This is a genomic window from Pseudoalteromonas luteoviolacea DSM 6061 (assembly GCF_001625655.1).
GTDB classification, from domain to species: domain Bacteria; phylum Pseudomonadota; class Gammaproteobacteria; order Enterobacterales; family Alteromonadaceae; genus Pseudoalteromonas; species Pseudoalteromonas luteoviolacea.
On the sequence record NZ_AUYB01000153.1, the window covers coordinates 1 to 2919 of the forward strand.

The window sequence follows — 2919 nt, forward strand, 5'->3', positions numbered from 1 at the left end:
AAACCATTTTGGGTTGTATGGTTAAGTGACTAAGCGTACACGGTGGATGCCTTGGCAGTTGGAGGCGATGAAGGACGTACTAACTTGCGATAAGCTAAGTCAAGCCAGTAAGAGGCACTTGAGACTTAGATTTCCGAATGGGGAAACCCACCGCTTAGCGGTATCTTGCAGTGAATACATAGCTGTAAGAGGCAAACCGGGAGAACTGAAACATCTAAGTACCCCGAGGAAAAGAAATCAACCGAGATTCCGAAAGTAGCGGCGAGCGAAATCGGATTAGCCCTTAAGCTTCAGTGTAATTAGTGGAACCTTCTGGAAAGTTGGACGACACAGGGTGACAGTCCCGTACACGAAAATTTATCTGAAGTGAAATCGAGTAGGTCGGAGCACGTGAAACTTTGACTGAATATGGGGGGACCATCCTCCAAGGCTAAATACTCCCAACTGACCGATAGTGAACCAGTACCGTGAGGGAAAGGCGAAAAGAACCCCTGTGAGGGGAGTGAAATAGAACCTGAAACCGTGTACGTACAAGCAGTAGGAGCCCTTCGAGGGTGACTGCGTACCTTTTGTATAATGGGTCAGCGACTTATATTCTGTAGCAAGGTTAACCATTTAGGGGAGCCGTAGCGAAAGCGAGTCTTAACTGGGCGCTTAAGTTGCAGGGTATAGACCCGAAACCCGGTGATCTAGCCATGGGCAGGTTGAAGGTCAGGTAACACTGACTGGAGGACCGAACCCACTAACGTTGAAAAGTTAGGGGATGACCTGTGGCTAGGAGTGAAAGGCTAATCAAACCGGGAGATAGCTGGTTCTCCCCGAAATCTATTTAGGTAGAGCCTCGGACGAATACTTACGGGGGTAGAGCACTGTTAAGGCTAGGGGGTCATCCCGACTTACCAACCCTTTGCAAACTCCGAATACCGTAAAGTACTATCCGGGAGACACACGGTGGGTGCTAACGTCCATCGTGGAGAGGGAAACAACCCAGACCGTCAGCTAAGGTCCCAAAGTGTATGTTAAGTGGGAAACGATGTGGGAAGGCTAAAACAGCTAGGAGGTTGGCTTAGAAGCAGCCATCCTTTAAAGAAAGCGTAATAGCTCACTAGTCGAGTCGGCCTGCGCGGAAGATGTAACGGGGCTAAACATACCACCGAAGCTACGGCTGCGAACTTAGTTCGCGGGGTAGGGGAGCGTTCTGTAAGTGGCTGAAGGTGTGCCGGGAGGCATGCTGGACATATCAGAAGTGCGAATGCTGACATGAGTAACGATAATGCGGGTGAAAAACCCGCACGCCGGAAGACCAAGGGTTCCTATCCCATGTTAATCAGGGTAGGGTGAGTCGACCCCTAAGGCGAGGCTGAAGAGCGTAGTCGATGGGAAACGGGTTAATATTCCCGTACTTGGTATAAATGCGATGGGGGGACGGAGCAGGCTAGGCAAGCATGGCGTTGGTTGTCCATGTGAAAGGCTGTAGGCTGGTGACTTAGGAAAATCCGGGTCGCTAAGGCTGAGAGTCGAGACGAGCACCTACGGGTGTGAAGTTGTTGATGCCCTACTTCCAGGAAAAGCCTCTAAGCTTCAGTTTATATCGAATCGTACCCTAAACCGACACAGGTGGTCAGGTAGAGAATACTAAGGCGCTTGAGAGAACTCGGGTGAAGGAACTAGGCAAAATTGTACCGTAACTTCGGGAGAAGGTACGCTCTTGTTTGTGAAGGACTTGCTCCATAAGCAGACGAGAGCCGCAGTGACCAGGTGGCTGGGACTGTTTATTAAAAACACAGCACTGTGCAAAATCGTAAGATGACGTATACGGTGTGACACCTGCCCGGTGCCGGAAGGTTAATTGATGGGGTTAGCTTAGGCGAAGCTCTTGATCGAAGCCCCGGTAAACGGCGGCCGTAACTATAACGGTCCTAAGGTAGCGAAATTCCTTGTCGGGTAAGTTCCGACCTGCACGAATGGTGTAACCATGGCCACGCTGTCTCCACCCGAGACTCAGTGAAATTGAAATCGCAGTGAAGATGCTGTGTACCCGCGGCTAGACGGAAAGACCCCGTGAACCTTTACTACAGCTTGGCACTGAACATTGACCCTACATGTGTAGGATAGGTGGGAGGCTTTGAAGCACAGTCGCTAGATTGTGTGGAGCCGTCCTTGAAATACCACCCTTGTAGTGTTGATGTTCTAACTTAGGTCCCTGATCGGGGTTGAGGACAGTGCCTGGTGGGTAGTTTGACTGGGGCGGTCTCCTCCCAAAGAGTAACGGAGGAGCACGAAGGTTGGCTAAGTACGGTCGGACATCGTACGGTTAGTGTAATGGTAGAAGCCAGCTTAACTGCGAGACAGACACGTCGAGCAGGTACGAAAGTAGGTCATAGTGATCCGGTGGTTCTGAATGGAAGGGCCATCGCTCAACGGATAAAAGGTACTCCGGGGATAACAGGCTGATACCGCCCAAGAGTTCATATCGACGGCGGTGTTTGGCACCTCGATGTCGGCTCATCACATCCTGGGGCTGAAGTCGGTCCCAAGGGTATGGCTGTTCGCCATTTAAAGTGGTACGCGAGCTGGGTTTAGAACGTCGTGAGACAGTTCGGTCCCTATCTGCCGTGGGCGTTTGAGAATTGAGAGGGGCTGCTCCTAGTACGAGAGGACCGGAGTGGACGAACCGCTGGTGTTCGGGTTGTTATGCCAATAGCATTGCCCGGTAGCTACGTTCGGAATCGATAACCGCTGAAAGCATCTAAGCGGGAAGCGAGCCTCGAGATGAGTTCTCACTTTAACTTTAAGTTAACTGAAGGGCCGTTGAAGACTACAACGTTGATAGGCGAGATGTGGAAGTGCTGTGAGGCATTGAGCTAACTCGTACTAATTACCCGTGAGGCTTAACCATACAACGCCAAAGTGGTTTGA

The 2919-nt window shown here is 50.9% G+C and carries 1 rRNA gene; it reads left to right on the top strand.

Annotated features, from left to right (window positions below):
• The first annotated feature begins 19 nt into the window (after positions 1 to 19).
• Positions 20 to 2899: ribosomal RNA gene (locus N475_RS23970) — 23S ribosomal RNA — on the top strand.
• Positions 2900 to 2919: the final 20 nt, after the last annotated feature.